Below are 20,835 nucleotides of genomic sequence, written 5' to 3' on the forward strand. Positions count from 1 at the left end.
CCGGCATGTGGAATCGGACACCCCGGCCTCTCCCGGCGAACGGGACACCCTGGCCGAAAGACTCAGCGCCACCCGTTCTCGTCGACACCGCCCGGAATCGGCGCGGCGGGGTCGTACGGGGTGCGGGTGAAGATGAACGTCGCGAGGTCGAGGTGGTTGGCCGTGCCCGACGCGTCGCGGCCGACGGTGAGGGTCTCGCCGGTGTAGTACCCGTCGAGGCCGAGCCAGGTGTCCGGGCCGGTGGCGTGGAACCGGGAAGCGCGCCCGGCGCCGCTCGTGGGCTCGAGCGAGATCAGGTCGGAGCCCAGCACGCGCAGGTGGTACGGCGTCGGGCCCCAGTGCCACAGGCCGGTGAGCGCGAGTAGCGACGGGTCCACAGTGGACGGCTCCCACTCGTCGGGCAGCGCGGGTTCCAGCTCGTCGGTCATCGTGAGCAGGTCGAGCGCGAGCTGCGTGATGCCGACGCCCGCGGTCGCGTTGGTCAGGCACAGCGCGCCGGTGCCGGTGGCCGGGTCGACGAGCGACGCGGCGAGGAAGCCCGGCATCGAGCCGGTGTGGCCCGCGAGGTGGCGGCCCTCGTAGCGCACCACCATCACACCGAGGCCGAAGCCCGTGGTCCAGACCTCGGTGTCGTCGACGGTGTTCATCGTGCGCATCTCGGCGACGGTGTCCTCACTCAGCACCCCACCGGTGTGGCCACCGAGGAACGACGTCCAGCGGCCCAGGTCCTTGACCGTCGACCAGAGCTGGCCGGCCGGGGCCATCGCGCCGGCGTCGGGCGAGGGCTCGGGCAGCAGGACGTCGGCGAACGGGTGCACGGCGAAGCCCTCGGCGTGCGCGCCCTGGGGGTGCGGCGTCGTGCGGGTCATGCCCAGCGGGGTGAGGATCTCCTCGCGCACGACGTCGAACCACGGCTTCCCGCGCAGGCGCGCCACGAGCTCGCCCAGCACGCCGAAGCCGACGTTGGAGTAGTGGAACTTGAAGCCCGGACGCAGTTTCGTCGCGTCCTTGTCGAGGCTCGCCACGAGCGCGGCCCAGTCGGCGCCCGGTGTGCGCTCCCACCACAGGCCCGGAGACTCCGACGTGAGGCCGGAGGTGTGCGAGAGCAGCTGCGCCACCGTCGCCGTGGCGAACGCGGTGCCGGGCAGGTGCTTCTCGATCGGGTCGGTGAGCTCCAGTCGGCCCTCGTCACGCAGGCGCAGCACGGCCGTGGCGATCATCGTTTTGGTGATCGAGCCCAGGCGGTACTGCGTGTCGTCGTCGGGACGCGCGGAGCCGACGCGGCCGCGCGCGCCGGACCACACGAGGTTCCCGTCGCGCACCACGGCGGCGACGAGGGACGGCGTGCGGGAGGACGCCTGCTCCCGCGCGAGCCGGCGGTACAGGGCGAGTTCGGTGGAAGCGAGCATGCGCGCCATTCTGCCCCGCGCGGCTCAGCCCAGTAGCTGCCGGTCCAGCGCCGTGGTCACGGCCGCGGTGCGGTCCGACACGCCGAGCTTGCCGAACACGCGCAGCAGGTGCGTTTTCACCGTCGCCTCGCCGATGTGCAGCGAGCGCCCGATTTCGGCGTTCGTCAGTCCCTTCGCGACGAGCCGCAGCACCTCGACTTCGCGCGCCGACAGCGGCGACGCGGGTTCCGGGTTGCGCACGCGGTTCACGAGCTTGCCCGCGACCGACGGCGCCAGTACGGTCTCGCCGCGCGCCGCCGCCCGGATCGCGCCGGCCAGCTCGGCGCGGGACGCGTCCTTGAGCAGGTAACCCGCGGCGCCGGCTTCGACGGCCCGCAGGATGTCGGCGTCGGTCTCGTACGTGGTGAGCACGACGATCCGCCGCTTCGGCGTCTCCTTGAGGATGCCGCGGATCGCGCCGACGCCGTCGAGGCCGGGCATGCGCAGGTCCATCAGCACCACGTCGGGTTGCTTCACGCGGTCGAGCGCGATGGCCTCGTGGCCCGAACCCGCTTCGCCGACGACAGTCAGGTCGGCCTCGGCCTCGAGCATCCCGCGCAGGCCTTCGCGCACCACGGGGTGGTCGTCGACCAGCATGATCGTGATCACGCGGGCACCTCCAGCTCCAGTTCGGTCCCGCCACTCGCGTCACCGCGCAGGCTCAGCCGGCCGCCCACCTGCTCGACGCGCGAGCGCATGCCGCGCAGGCCGAACCCCTCGGTGGGCGCGTCCGGCGAGAAGCCACAGCCGTCGTCGCGCACGCGCAACCGTACCGTTCCGTCCACAGCGGACAGCCGCACGAGCACGGACTCCGCGCCCGAATGCTTGCGGACGTTGGCGAGTGCCTCCTGCGCGCCGCGCAGCAGCACGACCTCGGTGGCCGTGGCCAGCGGCGGCAGGGCATCGTCCACTTCGTACTCGACGCGCAGGCCGGCCTCGTCGGCGAGGCGCTCGGCCGCGCGGCGCACCGCCTCGGTGAGCGTGCCGGCCGTGAGGTCCGAAGGCGCGAGCGCGGCCACCATCGCGCGGGCCTCGGCGAGGTTCTCGCGAGCTGTGGTCGACGCCAGGGCGAGGTGCCGGCGGGCCGCGGCGACGTCGGTGTCCAGTTCGGACTCGATGGCCTGCGTGAGCGTGACGATGCTGGTGAACCCCTGCGCCAGCGTGTCGTGGATCTCGCGCGCCAGGCGTTCGCGTTCGGCGGCAGTGCCGGCTTCGCGCGAGAGCCGCGAGACCTCGGCCTGGCTGTCTTCCAGCTGCCGGATGAGCTCGGCGCGCGCGGCGCTCTGCTTGATGACGTCGGTGGTGAACTTCCCCGCGAGCACGCTGAACACCACGAGGATCGCGGTCATCGGCAGCAGGATGGGCAGGCTCGGGTTCTCCCAGCCGCTCCGGACGACGGCGGCCACCGGGTCCAGCAGGATCAGCGCCGTCGTGAGCACGATGCCCGGGCGGATCTCCTGCAGCATGAACAGCATCGGGCACGCCATGAAGAGGATGAACGAGGCAGTGGTGTCGGAGAAGATCGCCGTGGCCACGAGCACCACCAGCACGCCCGTCGCGACAGTGCGGGGCACCGGGTTGTCGTCGGTGCGCACGATCCGGCGCCCGGCCACGAAGAAGCCGATGAGCAACGCCGCGAGCGCCGTCTCCGCGACCACCTTCTCCGCGAGGGAGACGTCGTCGAACAGGACCAGGAGGGCGGTCGCCACGTAGACGACCGCGAACAGCACCTCCCAGACCCAGTACGAGCGCTCCCAGGCGTCGTCGAGCGAACTCACCGGGGCTCGTTCGTCCACCGGAACGTGAGCCGCGCGAGCACGAGCCCCACCACGCACCAGGCGCCGAGCACCAGTGCCACCGTCGGAAGTTCCCATGTCCCCGCCATCTCCTGACTCGCGGCCGCCTCCGGCAGGAACACCGACCGGAAACCCTGGCAGATCCATTTCAGCGGGAAGAAGGACGCGATGTCGACCATGATCTTCGGCAGGTGCGTGATCGGCGTGACGAACACACCCGAGATGAACTGCAGCACGAGGTAGACCAATTGCACCACGGCCACGGTGCCGTTGGCGGTGCGGGTGAGCGAGCTGATCGAGATGCCGAGCAGCGTCGAGGAGATCACGCCCAGCAGCATCACCCACACCAGCGTGGCCCCCTTCTCGCCGTCGGTGGGCAGCTTCAGCCCGAACAGGAGCATCGCGACCGCGGACATGATCACCGTCTGGGCGACGCTCGTGACGAGCACCATGATCATCTTGCCGATGAAGTACGACGCGGCCGGCATCGGCGTGCCGCGCAGGCGCTTGAGCGCACCCACCTCGCGGTCGGCGGCGATCCCGATGCCGACGCTGTTGAACGACGTCGACACGATGCCGGCGCCGATCATGCTCGCGGCGAGCAACTGGCCGGACGACACGCCGGCCTGTCCGGTCGGACCGTCCAGAATGGACCCGAGCAGGATCATCAGCACCGCGGGCAGGGAGAAGGTGAAGACCACCTGCTCCTTGTTGCGGAAGAACTGCCGCAGCTCGAAGCTGCCGCGGGCGGCGCCGAGCGTGAAGGTGCCCGGCAAGGCCGGCCGGGTCGGCGATTTGACGGCGGTGGTCACAGGTTCTCCCCGATCAGTTCAAGGTAGATGTCCTCCAGGCTGGGGCGCGTCACGGTGAGGCCGGCGAGCTCCCTCGTCCCGCCGGACACCTGCGTGACGAGTTTCGTCGGGTACGCGGTGCGTTCCTCGTGCTCCCCGGTTTCGTCACTCCACCGCACGATCGCCTCGGCCTGGCCGCGGCCCCCGAGCGTTTCGGGAGTCCCCTCCGCGACCACCGTGCCGTTCGCGATCACCACGAGCCGGTCGGCCAGCGCTTCCACCTCGTCGAGGTAGTGCGAGGTCAGCAGGATCGTGGTGCCCTCCTTCGCGAGACCTTCGATCAGGCCCCAGAACTGCCGCCGCGCTTCGGGGTCGAAACCCGTGGTGGGCTCGTCGAGGAAGAGCAGTTCGGGCCGGCCGATGATGCCGAGCGCCACGTCGACGCGGCGGCGCTGCCCGCCCGAAAGCGACTTCACGCGGGCGCCGGCCTTCTCCGTGAGGCCGACCTGGTCGATCACCGCCTCCGGGTCTCGCGGCTTGGGGTAGTACTTCGCGAAGTGCCGCACGGTTTCCGTGACGGTCAACTCGGCCGCGTCGGTCGCTGTCTGCAGCACGATGCCGAGCCGGGAGCGCCACGCGCGGCCGGCCTTACCGGGGTCTTCGCCGAGCACGTCGGCTTCGCCGGACGTGCGCTGCCGGTGTCCTTCGAGAATCTCGACGGTCGTGGTCTTGCCCGCGCCGTTGGGCCCCAGAAGCGCGAACACCTCGCCGTGGTGGATGTCGAGGTCGAGTCCACCCACGGCGACGTGGCCGGGGTACTCCTTGCGCAGTCCGCGCACCCTCACTGCTGTGGTCATGACTTGATCCTGCGGCCACGCACCGTCGTCGCGGGACGTCCGGCCAGTGGAATCCGGCTGTCCACCGAACGGTGGACACGGCCGGTGTTTCCCGTGGAACCAGCGAAAACGCCGTTGCGAACCCCGAAAATCCCCCACTGCACGAACGCCCGGCAGACGGCAACCGCCGCCGAGGTGAACCGCCTCTATTGACAGATTGTCTAACATGACAGAATGTCTCACAAGCAGGTGACCGCCAGTGACGGTGTCCGCCTCTCGGTGCGCGTGACCGGCGTCGCGGACGGACCCACGGTCGTGCTCGTGCACGGCTACCCGGACAACGGCTCGATGTGGGACGGCGTGGCCGCCGAGCTCGGCCGCCGCCACCGCGTCGTGGTCTACGACGTACGCGGCGCGGGCGAGTCGGACAAGCCCCGCGAGCGCAGCGCGTACCGCCTCGACCAGCTCGCCGCGGACCTCGCCGCGGTGGTCGACGCGGTGCAGCCGACCGGCAAGGTCCACCTGCTCGCCCACGACTGGGGTTCGATCCAGACCTGGCACGCGGTCACCGGCGACGAGCTGCGCGGGCGGATCGCGTCGTACACCTCGATCTCCGGCCCGAGCCTCGATCACGCCGGCGCGTGGTTCCGCGCGCAGCTACGGCGGCCGTCGGGGCTGCCGCGCGCGCTGAGGCAATTCCTGCACTCGTACTACATCCTGCTGTTCCAGCTCCCGCTCGTGCCGGAACTGTTCTGGCGCACCGGGCTGATGCGCGCGCTCATGCGCCGCCTGGAGCCCGCCGAAGCCACGCCCGCGACCGCCGACGGCCTGAACGGGCTGGAGCTCTACCGCGCGAACATCGGCTCGCGCCTTTCGCGGCCGGTGCCGCGGACCGCCGACGTGCCGGTGCAAGTGCTGGCGCCGACCGGCGACGCCTACGTGACCACTCCGCTGCAGACGGAGATCGAGCGCTGGGTGCCGGACCTGCGGGTGCGCCGGCTCGTCGGCTCGCACTGGATCACCCGCAGCGATCCCGGTGTCGTCGCCGCCGCGACCGCCGAGCTGATTGACCACGTCGAGGGCGGAGAGGAGAGCCGGGCGCTGAAGCGTGCTCGCGTCGGTGGTGCCGAGCGCGGCCGGTTCCCGAACCGGCTCGTGGTCGTCACCGGGGCCGGCAGTGGCATCGGGCGCGCGACCGCTCTGGCGTTCGCCGATGAGGGTGCCGACGTGGTGGTCACCGATCTGGACCCGGCCGCGGCGACGGAGACGGCGAAGCTGGTGCGGGACAAGGGAGTCGGGGCCGGTGAGTACACAGTGGACGCCGCCGACAGCGACGCCGTGGCCCGGTTCGCCGAGCAGGTGCGCGCGGAGTTCGGCGTGCCCGACATCGTGGTGAACAACGCCGGCATCGGGATGTCCGGGCCGTTCCTCGACACGTCGCTGGCCGATTGGGAGAAGGTCGTGGACGTGAACCTGTGGGGCGTGATCCACGGGTGCCGCGCGTTCGCGCCGATGATGGTCGAGCGCGCCGAGGGCGGGCAGATCGTGAACCTCGCGTCCGCCGCCGCGTATCTGCCGTCGAAGGTCCTCACGGCGTACGGCACGACGAAGGCCGCGGTGCTCGCGCTGAGCGTCGGGCTGCGCGCGGAGCTGGCGGGCGCCGGCATCGGTGTCACGGCGATCTGTCCGGGGCTGGTGAACACCAACATCACCAGCACCACGCGATTCGTCGGCGTCGCACCGGACGAGGAAGCGCGACGGCAGAAGGCGTCGACGAAGCTCTACGCGCGGCGCGGCTTCGGCCCGGAGAAAGTGGCGCGCGACATCCTGCGGGCCGTCGAGCGCGACCGTGCGATCCAGCCGTCGACGCCGGAGGCGAAGGTCGCGCTGGTCCTCTCGCGGCTGACGCCCGGCCTGCTGCGCGCGGCGGCGAAGCTGGACGTCACCCCGTGAGCCGCCCGCGCCGGATGACCCCGCAGGCCCGGCGCGACGACCTGATCGCCGCCGCGCTGGACCTGTTCGGCAGCCGCGCGCCGGAGCTGGTGACGGTGGACGACATCGTCGCGCGCGCCGAGGTGTCGCGGCCGCTGTTCTACCGCTACTTCCCGAGCCTGCGCGAGCTGCAGGTCGAGGCGTTGCGCACGGTCACCGACGGCCTCGTCGACGGCCTCGCGCACCTGGAACAGGGGCCGCCCGAAGACCGGCTGCGCACGGCCGTGCGGGGGCTCATCGACGTGGCCGATCACTACCGCGCGGGCTACGTCGCCTTGCTGCGCAGCGGTTCCGTGATCGCGACGTCGGAGACGGACGCGGCCATCGACGAGGTGCGCAACCGGTCGGTGGAGCTGATCCTCGACGCGCTGGGCCTCGCCGAGCCGTCGCCGCTCGTGCTGCTCACCCTGCGGTGCTGGACGGCCGTGGTCGAGGGCGCGCTGCTCTCGTGGCTGCAGGACCGCAACGTGCCCCGCGAAATCCTCGACGGCTGGCTCGTCGACCAGCTCACGGCCATGCTCACCACGACCGCCGCCCACGACCCCGCCCGCGCCCGCCGCTGACCGCACCCCAATGCGGCGTTGGTTGCGTTCAACGCACCGAACGCCACATTGGGTGCGTTGGGTGCACCGAACGCCACATTGGGGTGCTTTGGCCGGGGTGCGGGTCAGTGCTTGGTGACGGTTTCCCAGCCCTCGACGTCCTCGGGCTTGCGGGGCTCCGGGCCCACGTACTTCGCCGACGGGCGCACGAGGCGGCCGGTCTGCTTCTGCTCCAGGATGTGCGCCGCCCAGCCGGCGGTGCGCGCGGAGGAGAACATCGCGGGCATCATGGCCGGCGGCACCTTCGCGAAGTCCAGGATCACGGCGGCCCAGAACTCCACGTTGGTCTCGATCGGGTGGTCCGGGCGGCGCTCGCGCAGCTCGGACAGCGCGGCCTGCTCCAGCGCCGCGGCGACCTCGTAGCGCTCGGAGCCGAGCTCCTGGCAGGTGCGGCGCAGCACGCGGGCGCGCGGGTCCTCCGCGCGGTACACGCGGTGGCCGAAGCCCATCAGGCGCTCCTTGCGGTCGAGGATGCCCTTGACCAGACCGGTGGCGTCACCGGTCCGCTCGACCTCTTCGATCATCGGCAGCACGCGCGCGGGCGCGCCACCGTGCAGCGGGCCCGACATCGCGCCGATGGCGCCCGAGAGCGCGGCGGCCACGTCGGCACCGGTCGAGGCGATCACTCGCGCGGTGAAGGTCGACGCGTTGAGGCCGTGCTCGGCGGCGGAGACCCAGTAGGCGTCGAGCGCCTTCACGTGGGCCGGGTCCGGCTCGCCGCGCCAGCGCACCATGAAGCGCTCGGTGATCGTCGAGGCCTCGTCGACCTTCGACTCCGGCACGGCCGGCTGGGAAATGCCGCGGGCCGACTGCGCGATGTAGGACAGCGCCATCACCGAGGCGCGCGCGAGTTGGTCGCGGGCCTGCTCGTCGGTGATGTCGAGCAGAGGTTCGTAACCCCAGATCGGCGCGAGCATCGGCAGGGCCGCCTGCACGTCTACGCGTACGTCGCCCGTGTGAACCGGAAGCGGGAACGGCTCGGCGGGCGGGAGCCCGTTGCCGAACCGGCCGTCGACGAGCAGGCCCCACACGTCCCCGAAGCTCACCGTGCCGGCGAGGTCCTCGATGTCGACACCGCGGTACCGCAGCGCGCCGCCGTCCCGGTCGGGTTCGGCGATTTCGGTACGGAACGCCACCACGCCTTCGAGGCCGGGGCGGAAGCCGTCGTCGGCCTGGTCGGAGTTCGTCTGCTTGATGGTGGAGGTAGTCACTTCGCGAACCTTTCGATGCGCATTTCCCCGGCTTTGTCTGACCACTCGCGCTGACGGGATACACGCAACCTCGGCGCGCCTCATCGCACGGTTGGACAAACCTTGCTCCTTCGCCGAGCCGTGGGCAATGAAAGATGTGGTGGTTTCGGTCACGATTCCGAGAACGATTCAGTCCAGGAAGGCGTCTGGCGGCAAGTTCTTCGGCAACGGGCGGTGACCGAGGCCGAAGACGTCCGGTGTACCGGAGGTAAATCCTGTGTTTCCGAACCCGGCGACGCGGCGGGCCGGTGATACAACCTGTCGCATGCACCTGAGCCCGCAGGAACGCGACAAGCTGCTGGTCCACGTCGCCGCCGACGTCGCGCGCCGCCGGCTCGAGCGCGGCGTGCTGCTGAACTACCCCGAGGCCGTCGCGCTGATCACCGACCACGTGCTCGAAGGCGCGCGCGACGGGCTTTCGGTGAGCGAGCTCGCATCGAGTGGCCGCAGCGTGCTCTCGCGTGCGCAGGTGCTCTCCGGAGTGCCCGAAATGGTCGACTCCGTGCAGGTGGAGGCCACTTTTCCGGACGGGACGAAGCTCGTCACCGTGCACGACCCGATCGTCTAGGAGAAACGAGTGCGGCCAGGCGAGATCATTCCCGGCGACGAGCCCGTGGAGCTGAACCCCGGACGGGAGCGGGTGCGGTTGCGCGTGCGCAATCTCGGTGACCGGCCCGTGCAGGTCGGGTCGCACTACCACTTCGCGGCGGTGAACCCGGGTCTGGAGTTCGACCGCGAAGCCGCGCGGGGGCACCGGCTCGACGTGCCGGCCGGGACGTCGGTGCGGTTCGAGCCGGGGGTCGAGCGGGAAGTCGACCTTGTTCCGCTGCGGGGAAACCGGCGGGTGCCGGGGCTGCGGTCCGAATTTCGGCTTTCCAGTGGCACAGGGGAGTTCTGAGAATGCCGCAAATCGATCGCGAGCGTTATGCGGAATTGTTCGGCCCCACCACCGGTGATCGGATCCGGCTGGCCGACACGGACCTGCTCATCGAGGTGACCGAAGACCGGTCGATGGGCCCGTCGGGTTCCGGCGACGAGGTGCTCTTCGGCGGCGGCAAGGTCATCCGCGAGTCGATGGGCCAGGGGCTGGTCACGCGCGCGGAAGGTGCCCCCGACCTGGTCATCACCGGTGTCGTGATCCTCGACCACTGGGGTGTGGTGAAGGCCGACGTCGGCGTGCGCGACGGGCGGATCGTCGGCATCGGCAAGGCCGGCAACCCCGACACGATGGACGGCGTCGACCCGGCGCTCGTGATCGGCCCGGCCACGGAAGTCTTGTCGGGCAACGGGAAGATCCTCACCGCGGGCGGCATCGACTGCCACGTGCATTTTGTCTGCCCGCAGCTCGTGGACACCGCGCTCGCCGCGGGCCTGACCACGCTCGTCGGCGGCGGCACCGGGCCGAACGAGGGCACCAAGGCCACCACCGTCACGCCCGGCGCGTGGAACCTCGGCCGCATGCTGTCCGCAATGGACGGTTACCCGGTCAACGTCCTGCTGCTGGGCAAGGGGAACACCGTCCGGCACGAGGCCCTGCGCGAGCAGCTGGCCGCCGGCGCCGGCGGGTTCAAACTGCACGAGGACTGGGGTACCACGCCCGCCGCCATCGACGCGTGCCTCACCGTGGCCGACGAGTCCGGTGTGCAGGTGGCCATCCACACCGACACGCTCAACGAGGCGGGCTTCCTCGAGTCCACTGTGGAGGCGATCCGCGGCCGCTCGATCAACGCCTACCACACCGAAGGCGCCGGCGGCGGCCACGCGCCGGACATCATCCAGGTCGTCTCGCTGCCGCACATCCTGCCGTCCTCGACCAACCCGACGCGCCCGCACACCGTGAACACGCTCGACGAGCACCTCGACATGCTGGTGGTCTGCCACCACCTCAATCCGTCGGTGCCCGAGGACCTCGCGTTCGCCGAGAGCCGGATCCGGCCGAGCACCATCGCCGCCGAGGACGTGCTGCACGACCTCGGCGCCATCTCGATGATGAGCTCCGACTCGCAGGCCATGGGCCGCATCGGCGAGGTGATCATCCGCACCTGGCAGACCGCGCACGTGATGAAACGCCGCCGTGGCGCCCTGCCCGGCGACGGCGCGGCCGACAACCTGCGCGCACGTCGTTATGTCGCCAAATACACGATCAACCCCGCCATCGCCCACGGCATGGACGCCGAGATCGGCTCGGTGGAGGTCGGCAAGCTCGCGGACCTCGTGCTGTGGGAACCGAAGTTCTTCGGCGTGCGCCCGCACGTGGTGCTCAAGGGAGGCTTCCCGGCGTGGGCGGCGATGGGGGACGCGAACGCGTCGATCCCGACGCCGCAGCCGGTGCTGGCACGGCCGATGTTCGGTGCCGTGCCGCGCGTGGCCGCCGCGTCGAGCCTGCATTTCGTGGCGCCCGAAGCCCTCGAATCGGGTCTCGCGGAGACGTTCGGCATCAACCGGCCGCTGGTCGCCGTCGCGAACACGCGGACGCGGACCAAAGCGGACATGGTGCTCAACGACGCGACCCCGGACGTGCGCGTGGAGCCCGACAGCTTCGCGGTGCGCGTGGACGGCGAGCTGATCGAGCCGATGCCGGTCACGGAGCTGCCGATGGCCCAGCGGTACTTCTTGTTCTGATGGACCTCTCCGTGTTGATCCTCGCCGACTCCCGCTTCCCCGGGGGCGGCCACGTGCATTCCGGCGGCCTCGAGGAAGCCGTGAGCCGCAAGCTCGTGACGACCGAGGCCGACCTGCCGGGCTTCTTGCTCAGTCGTCTGCGCACGGCCGGCGCGCTGGCCGCGTCCTTCGCCGCGGCCTCGGCCCACGCGGCCAGTCGTCTCGTCCACAGTGGACACTGGCGGCAGCTCGATCTGGAACTCGACGCGCGCACGCCCTCGCCGGCCCAGCGCGTGGCGTCGCGCGCCCAAGGCCGTGGCACCGCGCGGGCCGGGGCGGTCGCGTGGCCGTCGCCGGTGCTGACCGCGCTGCTCGCCGAGACGCCGCGGCCACACCACCCGATCGTCTGCGGCGCGCTGGTGGGCATCGCCGGCGGCGAGCCGGCCGAGGCCGCGGCGGCCGTGGCCTACCTGGCCGTGAGCGGGCCGGCGAGCGCGGCCGTGCGGCTGCTGGGGCTCGACCCGTTCGCCGTCAACGCCGTGGTGGCCCGGCTCGGCGCCGAGGTGCGCGCCGTGGCCGGTGCGGCCGCCGACGTCGCCGGGCTGGACCCGGCGGACCTGCCCGCGCCAGGCTCACCCGCGCTGGACCTGTTCGCCGAGGCCCACGCCCGGCACCACGAGGAAGAGGTGCGTCTCTTTGCCAGCTGAACACGGCCATCACCACGGGCACGGTCACGTCCACCCGGTCAGTTTCGATCCCACGGAGACCGAACCGGACCACTACGAGCCCGCCCCGACGGCTGGGCGCGCCTACCGCATCGGCATCGGCGGTCCCGTCGGCAGCGGCAAGACGGCGCTCACCGCGGCGCTGTGCCGAGCGCTCGGCGGTGAGCTGAACCTCGCCGTGGTCACCAACGACATCTACACCACCGAGGACGCCGACTTCCTGCGCAAGGCCGGCGTGCTCGCGCCCGAGCGCATCGAGGCCGTACAGACCGGCGCCTGCCCGCACACCGCGATCCGCGACGACATCACCGCCAACCTCGACGCCGTCGAGCAGTTGGAGGAGCGCTTCCCCGGCCTGGACCTGGTCATCATCGAAAGCGGCGGCGACAACCTCACCGCGGTGTTCAGCCGGGGCCTCGCCGACAGCCAGGTGTTCGTGGTCGACGTCGCGGGCGGTGACAAGGTGCCGCGCAAGGGCGGCCCCGGCGTGACGACGGCCGACCTGCTGGTGATCAACAAGATCGACATCGCCCACCTCGTCGGCGCGGACCTCGACGTGATGACGTCCGACGCGCACCGCATGCGCGGCGAGCTGCCGGTCATCGCGCAGTCGCTCGTGGACACGCCGGACGCGCCCGCCGTCGCGCGGTGGGTGCGGTCGGTGCTGCCGGTGCACGCGGGGTGAAGGCCCACGCCCGGGTGGTCGCGTGCTTGGAGGACGGCCGGACGGTGCTGCGCGAGCTGCGCTCGATGGCGCCGCTGACGTTGTTCCCGCGCCGCCGCACCGGTCGGGAAGCCGTGGTGCACCTCGTCGGCTCCGCCACCGCGCCGCTGGGTGGTGACGAGCTGCTGCTCGACGTCCGCGTCGGACCCGGTGCGGCGCTGCGGCTGTCCGGGGTGGCGGCGACGCTCGCGTTGCCGGGGCCCTCCGGTGGTGGCAGTTCGTCCACTGTGGACATCGAGGTGGCCGACGGTGGTTCGCTGACCTACCTGCCCGAACCGACGGTCGTCACCGCCCGCGCGGACCACTCGGCCGTGCTGCGCGCAGCGCTGGGGGAAAATTCCCGTTTCCACACCCGGGAAGTCCTGGTATTGGGCCGCGCCGGCGAACGGCCCGGCCGGCTCACCACGGCCACGCACGTGATCCGTGGCGGAGTTCCCCTGCTGCGCCAGACGCAGACGATCGGCGACCCCGCACTGGACGGCGGACTGGCCGTGCTGGCGGGCAAGCGGGTGCTCGCGACGGACCTCGAAGTGGGTTTTCCCGCGCGTCCCACGGCTTCGGGTGACTGGTGGGCGTGCACCTCGCCGGCCGCCGGGGTCACGCTCACGACGGCGCTGGCCGAAGACGCCGTGGTTGCCTTGACGCTGTTGCCTTGAAACGCTTGGGCTGCTAAAACTTCGTGCCCAGCCAGCGCACGTCGACCGGGAACGCCCACACGGTGTTCCAGCGAGGGGAAGCCCTGCCAGTCCACGTCGGTACCGAGCGCGCGGCGAGGGCTGCGCGGTGTCGCGCACGCCGGACCGCGGATCGGCGCGTGCCGCCGTAACGCCCCCGTGTAGAACAGTGTTCAAGCGCGAGGTGCAGGAACGATTCCCAGGCGTGGCAACGACTTAGCGTTCGGTGATCGCCTGGGGTGGGGCCTGCGCGAGCCGGTGTTCCGCTGCTCGATACCGTGATCGTCGCGGGTTCGACGGCGCGACCGGCCGTCGGACCGTGCGCGTGGGCCGCGTTTCGTGAGTGCTCGACGGAGTGGCCACCGCGATTACCGGAATTAATTTTCGAGCGCTCCCACGTCCGTTTGATCGGTAATTGGGATTTTCACAAGATGGACGCCGGCGTTGCCCTGGGCGGCGCGCGGCGGAAAGGAGGGCCGGTGGCCCGTACCTACGGTGGCGTCCCGCCGGAGCAGAGACGCGCCGAGCGCCGGGAGCGGCTGCTGACGGCCGCACTGGAGCTGTTCACCTCGACGGGCTTCCGGCAGGCGAAGATCACCCAGTTGTGTACTCGTGCCGGGGTGTCCACCCGGAACTTCTACGAGGAGTTCGGCAGCAAGGAAGAGGTGCTGCGGACGCTGCACGACCGGATCAACTCGCTCGCGCTCACGCACGTCTCCGCCGCATTGGAGGAGGTCAAGGACGCCGACGCGATGACTCGCATCGCGCGGCTGCTCGACGTCTTCGTCGCCACCGTGACCCTCGACCCGCGCATGCCGCGCCTGAACTACGTCGAGGCTGTGGGCGTGAGCCCGGAGCTCGAGGCGCAGCACCAGGTGTGGGTGGACCGCTGGGCCACGTTCATCGAGAAGGAGGCCCGCCACGCCGCCGAAGCCGGCGCTGCGCCGGACCGCGATTACCGGCTGACGGCGATCGCGCTCGTCGGCGCCGCCACGGGTCTGCTGCGTGAATGGCAGGCGCACGAACCGCCGTTGCCCGTGGCGGACGTGGGCACCGAGCTGCGCGCGTTGATGCAGGCGGCGATCACCCGACCGTGACCGATACCGCTTGATCGATTCGGGGCCACGGAGTTAACCGCGGGTTACGCCGCCCGGTCCAGTGAGGGTGGCAGGAGTCACCGTTCGGTGGGTTTCGCCGCAGCTGGGGACCCAATACCGTCTCCGGATACCGATGAGTCGACACCCTCACCAGGGGGTACGGAGGTTGGGGCCCATGATGCCGGAGACCGACGAGGTGGCCGACGTAGCCGACGCGGTGGTCCGGCTGCCCGGGATGCGGGTGGCCTACGACGGCGCCCCGTTCGACGAGACGGCGCTCGCGGCCACCTGGACCGAGCAGCTGCAGAACTGGCTGGGTCAGGCGATCTCCGAAGGTGTCGCCGAACCCAACGCGATGGTCCTCGCCACGGCGGACCACGAGGGCCACCCCTCGTCGCGCACGGTCCTGTGCAAGGGCCTCGACGAGCGCGGCGTGGTCTTCTACACGAACTACACCTCGGCGAAGAGCCACGACCTCACGGCCACGCGGTACGCGTCGGCGACGTTCCCCTGGTACTCGCTGCAGCGGCAGGTGACGGTGCGGGGCGAGGTGGAGAAGGTCGGCTCCGCGGAGACCGCCGCGTATTGGGCGCAGCGGCCGCGGGGGTCGCAGCTGGGGGCTTGGGCTTCGCCGCAGTCGCGGATCGTGGACGGCCGGCGGGCGCTGGAGAACGCGTTGCGGGGGATCGAGCGGCGGTTCGGTGATGTGGAGGAGATTCCGGCGCCGCCGCATTGGGGTGGGTGGCGGATCCGGCCTGATTTCGTGGAGTTCTGGCAGGGGCGGGAAGACCGGATGCATGACCGGTTGAGGTTCAGGCGGACGGATGATGGGTGGTTGGTGGAGAGGTTGGCTCCCTGATCTGGTCTTGTGTGGGTGGCTGCTGGTTGCGCTGAGGGGGCTGCTCGCCTTTTTTGGTGTGTGGTGGCGCACCCCGATCTTTGATTGTTTCTGTGAAGGGCGCGGGGATCGAGGTGCAGGGCGGGGTCTGGGTGCGCTGGTGAGTTGGGTGCATCGGTGCCGTTGTGAGGGTGAGGCTGGCTGCGGGTTGTGGGTGGTTGGGTCTATTGCGATGGGCTGATGAAAGCGGCATTTCGGGCGGTGGGCGCGGCGATCAAAATCACCCGCGGGGCGATAGTTAGCGCGGCTAAGATAGTGAGTCGTGAGTTCTGATCCGGGGTCGTCGCGCCCTCGTCGGGGGGCGCGTGGAGTCCTCGGGCGCATCGTGGTCGATACGCGGCCGTTGAAGATTCCGGCGTTTCGGCGGTTGTGGGTGTCGACGGCGGTGACCGCGGTCGGGTCGCAGCTGACGGCTGTGGCGGTGCCGAAGCAGATTTTTGACCTGACCGGGTCGTCCGGGTACGTGGGGCTGACCGGGGCCGTCGCGCTGGTGCCGCTGCTCGTGTTCGGGTTGTGGGGCGGGGCGATCGCTGACGCGGTCGACCGGCGGAAGCTGCTGCTCGTCACCAACATCGGGGTGGCGGTCTCGTCGGCGCTGCTGTGGTTGCAGGCCTTCGCGAACTTCCACTCCGTGACGCTCGTGCTGGTGCTGCTCGCGGCCAACCAGGCGTTCTTCGCGATCAACATGCCCACGCGCGGTGCCGTCGTCGCGCGGCTGGTGCCTCCGGAGCTGCTGCCGTCGGCCAACGCGCTGAACACGACGATGTCGACGTTCGGGGCGGTGTTCGGGCCGCTGTTCGGTGGGGCGCTGATCCCCGTGATCGGGCTGTCGACGCTGTACCTCGTCGACGTCTGCGCGTTGATGATCACGCTCATCGCCGTGTGGCGGTTGCCGTCGATCCCGCCGCTCAACGGGCCGTCGCGGCGGGCCGGGATCGGGGACGTCGTCGACGGGTTCCGGTACCTGGCCACGCAGAAGGTGCTGCTGGCGTCGTTCGTCGTCGACATCATCGCGATGGTCGCCGGCATGCCGCGGGCGCTGATCCCGGAGATGGCCGAGCGCACGTTCGGCGACCCGCCGGGCGGTGGGCCGGCCCTCGGGTTCCTCTACGCCGCGCTGCCGGCCGGCGCGATGGTGATCGGCCTTTTCTCCGGCTGGCTGCACCGCGTTTCGCGCCAGGGCGTGGCCGTGGTCGTGTCGATCAGCTTGTGGGGCGCGGCGATCGCGGCCTTCGGGCTCGCGCACTCGCTGTGGCTCGCGGTGATCTTCATGGCGCTGGCCGGCGCCGCCGACATGGTCAGCTCCGTCTACCGCCAGGCGATCCTGCAGACGGCCACCACCGACGAGATGCGCGGCCGCCTGCAGGGTGTCTTCACCGTCGTCGTCGCCGGTGGTCCGCGGCTGGCCGACCTCACGCACGGCTGGGCCGGCGCAGTGTGGGGCACCGCAGCCGCGGCGACGGGCGGTGGCGTGCTGGTGATCGTGCTGGTGTTCGCGGCGATGCTGCCGCTCGCCGCGTTCTGGCGCTATCGCGCGCCCCTCGGTAAATCCGACGCCGGTGAATCCGACCACGCAGGTGCCGAATCGCAGGTCGCGGCGAAGGGCGCCGAACCGGTCGCGGGGGAATAGACCAAACGGCCTAACATGCCGGGCATGCGTGTTTACCCGGTCGCCCTGTTGCTCACCGCCGCCGCGCTCACCGCCTGCTCCTCGGGTGAGCAGCAGGCCGCTCCGCCGAAGCCGTCGTCAACGAAGCCCGCGCCGCCGGGTTCGACGTGCTCGCTGCTGTCGGCCGGCGAGGTCGGCAACGCCATCAAGATCCCCGGCGTCACGTCGAAGGTCGGCCCGAACCAGGAGAGCGCCGGCAACGGCGGCAAGGCCACGAGCTGCGAATACCTCGTCGGTGACAAGCAGGCCGGCGCGCTGGCCGTGACCCGCTACGAGGGCCGCCAGGCCAATCCGGCCGAGATGGTCGCGGCCATCAAGAAGGCCAAGCCGGGCGCCGTCGACGTGCCGGGCTTCCCCAACGGCGCCGTGTACTACATCGACGAGCAGAAGACCGCGACGCTCGCCACGGCCAAGATCGCCAAGGGCGTGCCCGTGCTCGTCAACTACACCGGTCCGGTGAAGATGACGCAGCAGATGATGATTCCGCTGGTCAAAACGGCTGTCACCGCCGTCTGACTTTCGCCGGGCGCCCGGACAAGGCAGACTATTCGCCCATGACGGACGTTAGGGCGGACGGTCCGCAGACGGGTGGACCAAGTCTCCGGCGCGTGATGGGGCCGAAGCTCCTGTTGTTCTTCGTGGTCGGCGACATCATCGGTACGGGGATCTACGCACTGACCGGCCAGGTCGCCGGCCGCGTCGGCGGCGCGCTGTGGCTGCCGTTCCTGCTGGCGTTCGTGGTCGCGTTCATGACCGCGTTCAGCTACCTCGAGCTGGTCGGCAAGTATCCGCGAGCCGCGGGCGCCGCGCTGTACACGAACAAGGCGTTCGGGGTGCCGTTCCTGACGTTCATGGTCGCGTTCGCGGTGATGTGCTCCGGCATCACGTCGGCGTCGTCGGCCGCGGTGGCGTTCGGCGCGACCTACCTGGCGGCGTTCGTGAAGCTGCCGATGGTGCTCGTCGGCATCGTGTTCGTGATCGCGCTGGCGCTGATCAATTTCCGCGGCGTGGGCGAATCGGTGAAGGCCAACGCGGTGCTCACCTGCATCGAACTGTCCGGCCTGCTGATCATCATCGGCGTCGGGGTGTGGGCTGTGATCAACGGTGACGGCGAGCCGTCGCGGCTGGTCGAGATCAACACCGCCGACAAGACGTGGCTGGTGGCGATCACGTCGGCCACCTCGCTGGCCTTCTTCGCCATGGTCGGCTTCGAGGACTCCGTGAACATGGCCGAGGAGTGCCACGACCCGGTGCGCATCTTCCCGAAGGCGATGCTCTGGGGCATGGTCATCGCCGCGACGATCTACGTGCTGGTGTCCATCACGTCCTCGCTGCTCGTCCCGGCCGGTGACCTGGCCGCAGCCAAGAGCAGCGCGCTGCTCACCGTGCTCGACGTCGGCGCCCCCGGCTTCCCGCGCGAAATCTTCTCGGCCATCGGCCTGTTCGCCGTCATCAACTCGGCGCTGATCAACATGCTCATGGCCAGCCGGCTGCTCTACGGCCTGGCCAACGAGCGCGTGCTGCCGGCGGTTTTCGGCCGCGTGCACCCGACGCGCCGCACGCCGTGGGTGTCGATCATCTTCACGAGCGCGATCGCGATCCTCTTGGTGTCCTTTGTGGACATCAGTGCGCTCGGTGGTACCACGGCATTGCTGCTGCTGGTGGTGTTCGCCATCGTCAACGTCGCCCTGCTCGTGCTGCGCAAGGACAAGGTGGCGCACAAACACTTCCGCGCCCCCACCGCGATCCCCGTGCTGGCGGCGATCTTCTGCCTCTACCTCGTGAGCCCCCTGTCGGGCCGCCCCGCCAGCGACTACACCGTGGGTGCCGTCCTGCTGGGCGTGGGCGTGGTGTTGTGGTTCGTGAACTGGCTGGTCAAGCGGGGCCTGGACCGTCGTTCGGAGCGTGTGGGGTAGGCGGGTGGTGCCACCAGTGGGTGCAGTCGCCACCGCAGCGTCGCCGACGGCGCTCGTCCGCGACGCTGAGGAGGCCGACCAGGAGGCGGAACGCACTGCGCTGCTGGTCGGGCGGGCGCAGTTCGGTGAGCTTGCGTAGCTGGACCGCCATCGGTTCAGGTATTCGCCCGGTCGACGCGACCACCACCGCGGTGTTGCCTGGCTTCAACCCCACTCGACTGGCGGCCTCCGCAACGTCGTCGGCGGTCGCCCTGGCTTGGGTGCAGTACTCCTGCAGCTCGATCAGCGCGCGGTGGCGGCCATCCTGGTTGAGGGATTCGAACCAGGCCATGCCTTGGTCCAGCGGGCGCAGGCCCTGGGCGAGCTCGTTCAGCAGCGCGGGGTTCATCGGACTGGACTCCGAAATTCGACGGGGCGCGACCTCATGCCGGGGTCCGCTGGCTGAGGCGTTCGAAGTCTGCGAGGTCGTGCGCGGCGAAGATGGTGACGTCGCCAGTCTGCCGCAGCTCGCGCAGGCGTTGCTGGTTTTCGATGCGCTGCTCAGGAATTGTCTGCACCAACCGCTCGAACAGTGCCAGGCCCGGCGGGATGGAGGCGGGTTCGTCGATCTCCGCGTGGAAGAAGTACGCGTCGCCGGCGTTGAGGAGCCAGCCGGTGTTCGTGTGCACGGCGACGCCGGCGTGGCCGGCGGTGTGGCCGTGCAGGGGGATCAGGGCAACGTCGGGGACGCCGTCGAGTTCGCGGACGGCGGAGAAGCCGAACCAGTCGTCGCCCGCGTCTTCGTAGGGAGTCCACTGTGGACCGTGAGCGAACTGCACGCGGCGGTACCGCTGGTTCCCGCCGTGGTAGGCCGCGAGCTCGGCCGCGTAGACGTGGACGCGGGCCTGCGGGAAGTCGACGAGGCCGCCCGCGTGGTCGAGGTCGAGGTGGGTCGGCACGATGTCGCGCACGTCCGCCGGGTCGAAGCCGAGGGCGCGGATCTGGGCCACGGCCGTCTCCTCGGTCCGGGACACCGGCCTCGACAGCCGCAGGAACCGGCGGCCCAGCCAGCGTTGCGGGTCGGCGACGGCGGGGGTGCCCATGCCCGTCTCGATGAGGACGAGTCCGGTGTCGGTCTCGAGGAGCAGGCAGTGGCACACGAGCGTGGCGCGCCGGAACAGGCCGGGGCGGCCGTCGACGAGCCGGCCGCCGATCGGGGTCATGGTGCCGCAGTTCAGGTGGTGCACGCGCATCAGGAGAACTCCCTCTCGACGGTGGTGTGCAGGTGGGCGGCGATGTCGCGCAGGGGTGCGATGTCGCGGCGGGTCTTGGCGAACAGCAGCGCGCCTTCGATCGAGGCGAGCACCACCGTCGCCAGGGAAGCGGCGCGGTCCGCCGCGAGGCCGGAGCGCGTGAAGTACTCGGCCAGCCGCGTGTGCCAGTCGGCGTAACCGTCCTGGCAGGCCTCGCGGATCGGTTCGCTCTCCGCGGCCGCCTCCAGCGCGACTGTCGCAAGTGGACACCCGCGCCGAAAGCCGGACTCGGTGAGCGAGGCGGCGAGGGCGTCGACCACCGCGTCGATCGCCGACGCCGGGTCCGGTGCGGCGGTGACCACGGCGGTCAACACGTCGGCCACCCGTTCGCTCGACAGCCGCACGGCCTCGGCCGCCAGCTGCTCCTTGCCGCCGGGAAAGTGGAAGTACAGCGAGCCCTTCGGGGCGCCGCCCGCGGCGACGAGCTGGGTGAGGCCGGTGGCGTGGTAACCCTGCGCCTGGAACAGCTCGGCGGCGGAGTCGAGCATGCGGCGGCGGGAGTCGGTGCGGCGGACCATGCGGCT

General features: G+C 70.6%; 22 protein-coding genes. 13 read left to right on the plus strand and 9 right to left on the minus strand.

Annotated features, from left to right (window positions below; genetic code table 11):
• Positions 1–62: 62 nt before the first annotated feature.
• From QRX50_RS12670 to QRX50_RS12690, 5 genes are read right to left on the minus strand one after another with little or no spacing between them, the layout of a single operon-like run.
• Entirely contained in the window at positions 63–1,409 is a 1,347-nt protein-coding gene (locus QRX50_RS12670; RefSeq protein ID WP_285972131.1) for a serine hydrolase domain-containing protein, read from the minus strand.
• 24 nt (positions 1,410–1,433) lie between these two features.
• Positions 1,434–2,057, minus strand: a complete 624-nt coding sequence (locus tag QRX50_RS12675) for a response regulator (protein ID WP_220244584.1) — start codon at positions 2,055–2,057, stop codon at positions 1,434–1,436.
• The gene (locus QRX50_RS12680; protein WP_285972132.1) at positions 2,054–3,226 is read right to left on the minus strand and encodes a sensor histidine kinase; all 1,173 of its coding nucleotides are present in this window, start codon (positions 3,224–3,226) and stop codon (positions 2,054–2,056) included. Before QRX50_RS12680 ends, QRX50_RS12675 begins: the two co-directional genes overlap by 4 nt.
• Entirely contained in the window at positions 3,223–4,056 is an 834-nt protein-coding gene (locus tag QRX50_RS12685) for an ABC transporter permease (RefSeq protein WP_285972133.1), read from the minus strand. The genes QRX50_RS12680 and QRX50_RS12685 overlap by 4 nt, the downstream gene beginning before the upstream one ends.
• Positions 4,053–4,892, minus strand: a complete 840-nt coding sequence (locus tag QRX50_RS12690; protein ID WP_285972134.1) for an ABC transporter ATP-binding protein — start codon at positions 4,890–4,892, stop codon at positions 4,053–4,055. The genes QRX50_RS12685 and QRX50_RS12690 overlap by 4 nt, the downstream gene beginning before the upstream one ends.
• Positions 4,893–5,120: 228 nt before the next feature.
• On the opposite strand from QRX50_RS12690, the gene QRX50_RS12695 reads away from it, so the two are divergent.
• Together QRX50_RS12695 and QRX50_RS12700 are read left to right on the plus strand one after the other, a co-directional pair.
• Positions 5,121–6,824, plus strand: a complete 1,704-nt coding sequence (locus tag QRX50_RS12695) for an SDR family oxidoreductase (protein ID WP_285974441.1) — start codon at positions 5,121–5,123, stop codon at positions 6,822–6,824.
• A 14-nt stretch (positions 6,825–6,838) separates the two neighbouring features.
• A complete protein-coding gene (locus tag QRX50_RS12700) occupies positions 6,839–7,426 on the plus strand; it encodes a TetR/AcrR family transcriptional regulator (RefSeq protein ID WP_285974442.1) in 588 nt (195 codons plus the stop codon).
• Between the two features lie 104 nt (positions 7,427–7,530).
• Here the strand turns inward: QRX50_RS12700 and QRX50_RS12705 are convergent, their stop codons facing one another.
• Positions 7,531–8,676, minus strand: coding sequence for a citrate synthase 2 (locus QRX50_RS12705; RefSeq protein ID WP_285972135.1), 1,146 nt, complete (start codon positions 8,674–8,676; stop codon positions 7,531–7,533).
• 304 nt (positions 8,677–8,980) lie between these two features.
• Here QRX50_RS12705 and QRX50_RS12710 point away from each other — a divergent pair, with 304 nt between their 5' ends.
• From QRX50_RS12710 to QRX50_RS12760, 11 genes are all read left to right on the plus strand, one after another.
• The gene (locus QRX50_RS12710; RefSeq protein WP_285972136.1) at positions 8,981–9,283 is read left to right on the plus strand and encodes an urease subunit gamma; all 303 of its coding nucleotides are present in this window, start codon (positions 8,981–8,983) and stop codon (positions 9,281–9,283) included.
• 9 nt (positions 9,284–9,292) lie between these two features.
• The gene (locus QRX50_RS12715; RefSeq protein ID WP_285972137.1) at positions 9,293–9,613 is read left to right on the plus strand and encodes an urease subunit beta; all 321 of its coding nucleotides are present in this window, start codon (positions 9,293–9,295) and stop codon (positions 9,611–9,613) included.
• A 2-nt stretch (positions 9,614–9,615) separates the two neighbouring features.
• Complete coding sequence (locus QRX50_RS12720) at positions 9,616–11,337, plus strand: urease subunit alpha (protein WP_285972138.1); 1,722 nt, start codon at positions 9,616–9,618, stop codon at positions 11,335–11,337.
• Positions 11,337–12,023, plus strand: coding sequence for an urease accessory protein UreF (locus QRX50_RS12725; protein WP_285972139.1), 687 nt, complete (start codon positions 11,337–11,339; stop codon positions 12,021–12,023). Before QRX50_RS12720 ends, QRX50_RS12725 begins: the two co-directional genes overlap by 1 nt.
• On the plus strand, positions 12,013–12,726 hold the full coding sequence (gene ureG / locus QRX50_RS12730; protein WP_285972140.1) for an urease accessory protein UreG: 714 nt from the start codon (positions 12,013–12,015) through the stop codon (positions 12,724–12,726). The genes QRX50_RS12725 and ureG overlap by 11 nt, the downstream gene beginning before the upstream one ends.
• Entirely contained in the window at positions 12,723–13,421 is a 699-nt protein-coding gene (locus QRX50_RS12735) for an urease accessory protein UreD (protein WP_285972141.1), read from the plus strand. Before ureG ends, QRX50_RS12735 begins: the two co-directional genes overlap by 4 nt.
• A gap of 497 nt (positions 13,422–13,918) precedes the next feature.
• A complete protein-coding gene (locus tag QRX50_RS12740) occupies positions 13,919–14,536 on the plus strand; it encodes a TetR/AcrR family transcriptional regulator (protein ID WP_285972142.1) in 618 nt (205 codons plus the stop codon).
• A gap of 175 nt (positions 14,537–14,711) precedes the next feature.
• Positions 14,712–15,395 (plus strand): pyridoxamine 5'-phosphate oxidase, encoded by a 684-nt coding sequence (gene pdxH, locus QRX50_RS12745; protein ID WP_285972143.1) that lies wholly within the window; start codon positions 14,712–14,714, stop codon positions 15,393–15,395.
• A gap of 301 nt (positions 15,396–15,696) precedes the next feature.
• Entirely contained in the window at positions 15,697–17,064 is a 1,368-nt protein-coding gene (locus QRX50_RS12750; protein ID WP_285972144.1) for an MFS transporter, read from the plus strand.
• A 24-nt stretch (positions 17,065–17,088) separates the two neighbouring features.
• Entirely contained in the window at positions 17,089–17,619 is a 531-nt protein-coding gene (locus QRX50_RS12755) for a hypothetical protein (protein ID WP_285972145.1), read from the plus strand.
• A gap of 38 nt (positions 17,620–17,657) precedes the next feature.
• Positions 17,658–19,019, plus strand: coding sequence for an APC family permease (locus tag QRX50_RS12760; protein ID WP_285972146.1), 1,362 nt, complete (start codon positions 17,658–17,660; stop codon positions 19,017–19,019).
• On the opposite strand, the gene QRX50_RS12765 is transcribed toward QRX50_RS12760, so the two are convergent.
• Genes QRX50_RS12765 through QRX50_RS12775 form a run of 3 tightly spaced genes read right to left on the minus strand, consistent with a single transcriptional unit; the run spans position 18,979 to position 20,829 of the window.
• The gene (locus QRX50_RS12765) at positions 18,979–19,407 is read right to left on the minus strand and encodes a DUF5958 family protein (RefSeq protein ID WP_285972147.1); all 429 of its coding nucleotides are present in this window, start codon (positions 19,405–19,407) and stop codon (positions 18,979–18,981) included. The two genes, QRX50_RS12760 and QRX50_RS12765, sit on opposite strands and share 41 nt — an antisense overlap.
• A gap of 34 nt (positions 19,408–19,441) precedes the next feature.
• Positions 19,442–20,251: an MBL fold metallo-hydrolase gene (locus QRX50_RS12770; RefSeq protein ID WP_285972148.1), complete on the minus strand. Its 810-nt coding sequence runs from the start codon at positions 20,249–20,251 to the stop codon at positions 19,442–19,444.
• Entirely contained in the window at positions 20,251–20,829 is a 579-nt protein-coding gene (locus QRX50_RS12775) for a TetR/AcrR family transcriptional regulator (protein ID WP_285972149.1), read from the minus strand. Before QRX50_RS12775 ends, QRX50_RS12770 begins: the two co-directional genes overlap by 1 nt.
• Positions 20,830–20,835 lie beyond the last annotated feature (6 nt).

It is taken from the genome of Amycolatopsis sp. 2-15, assembly GCF_030285625.1.
Lineage (GTDB): Bacteria > Actinomycetota > Actinomycetes > Mycobacteriales > Pseudonocardiaceae > Amycolatopsis > Amycolatopsis carbonis.